Genomic DNA, 1656 nt, shown 5'->3' with positions numbered 1-1656 from the left:
AAGGAGCTGTGGACTTTTAAGAAGAGAGAATGCCGGAATGAGTAGCGAGAGGAAGGTGAGAATCCTTCCGGCCGAATACCCAAGGTTTCCAGAGTAAAGCTGATCTGCTCTGGGTAAGTCGGGGCCTAAGGTGAGGTCGAAAGACGTAGCCGATGGACAACAGGTTGAAATTCCTGTACTGCAGTATAACAGAACTGTGGGGACGCAGAGGGAGAGCACTAGCGGGAATGGAATCCCGTGGCAAGCGAGGTAGGAGTCGCGTTGGCAAATCCGCGTGACAATCCGAAGACGTGATGCATACCGAACTGAAGTAGGGAAATGTGTGAGCCAGCTGCCAAGAAAAGCCGCTATTGTTTGTACTGTACCCGTACCGTAAACCGACACAGGTAGGTGAGGAGAGAATCCTAAGGCCGACGGGAGAAGCATTGTTAAGGAACTCGGCAAAATGACTCCGTAACTTCGGGAGAAGGAGTGCCAGTGAGAGCTGGCCGCAGAGAATTGGCCCAAGCAACTGTTTAGCAAAAACACAGGTCTATGCAAAACCGTAAGGTGAAGTATATGGGCTGACGCCTGCCCGGTGCTGGAAGGTTAAGGGGAGAGGTTAGCGGTAACGCGAAGCTTTGAACTTAAGCCCCAGTAAACGGCGGCCGTAACTATAACGGTCCTAAGGTAGCGAAATTCCTTGTCGGGTAAGTTCCGACCCGCACGAAAGGCGTAATGATTTGGGCACTGTCTCAACAATGCACCCGGTGAAATTGAAATACCAGTGAAGATGCTGGTTACCTGCGCCAGGACGGAAAGACCCCATGGAGCTTTACTCCAGCTTGATACTGGGATTCGATATTGTATGTACAGGATAGGTGGGAGGCTATGAAGCATTGACGCCAGTTGATGCAGAGCCACTGTTGGGATACCACCCTTGCAGTATTGGATTTCTAACCAGCAGCCGTGACCCGGCTGGGGGACAATGTCAGGTGGGGAGTTTGACTGGGGCGGTCGCCTCCGAAAGGGTATCGGAGGCGCTCAAAGGTTCCCTCAGAATGGTTGGAAACCATTCGAAGAGTGCAAAGGCAGAAGGGAGCTTGACTGCGACACCGACGGGTGGAGCAGGTACGAAAGTAGGACTTAGTGATCCGGTGGTATAAAGTGGGATTGCCATCGCTCAACGGATAAAAGCTACCCTGGGGATAACAGGCTTATCACTCCCAAGAGTTCACATCGACGGAGTGGTTTGGCACCTCGATGTCGGCTCATCGCATCCTGGGGCTGAAGTAGGTCCCAAGGGTTGGGCTGTTCGCCCATTAAAGCGGTACGCGAGCTGGGTTCAGAACGTCGTGAGACAGTTCGGTCCCTATCCGGCGTGGGCGTAGGATATTTGAGAGGAGCTGGCCTTAGTACGAGAGGACCGGGCTGGACTGACCGCTGGTGTATCTGTTGTTCCGCCAGGAGCATGGCAGAGTAGCCAAGTCAGGAAGGGATAAACGCTGAAGGCATCTAAGCGTGAAGCCCCCCTCAAGATGAGATATCCCTACGTAAGTAGTAAGACCCCTTGAAGACGACAAGGTAGATAGGGCAGAGGTGGAAGTGCAGTAATGCATGGAGCTGACTGTTACTAATCGGTCGAGGGCATAACCAAGAAGGTAGGACAGGGTAAGA

Annotated in this window: 1 rRNA gene; it reads left to right on the top strand. The window is 52.8% G+C overall.

Going from position 1 to position 1656, the window contains the following annotated elements:
* A 23S ribosomal RNA gene (locus tag G4407_RS15995) occupies positions 1-1636 on the top strand; the annotation flags it as partial.
* Positions 1637-1656 lie beyond the last annotated feature (20 nt).

The organism is Allocoprococcus comes, assembly GCF_013300725.1.
GTDB lineage: Bacteria > Bacillota > Clostridia > Lachnospirales > Lachnospiraceae > Allocoprococcus > Allocoprococcus comes_A.
The sequence above is the reverse complement of the archived record's forward strand: the minus strand, read 5'-3'. Positions and strand labels throughout refer to the sequence as shown.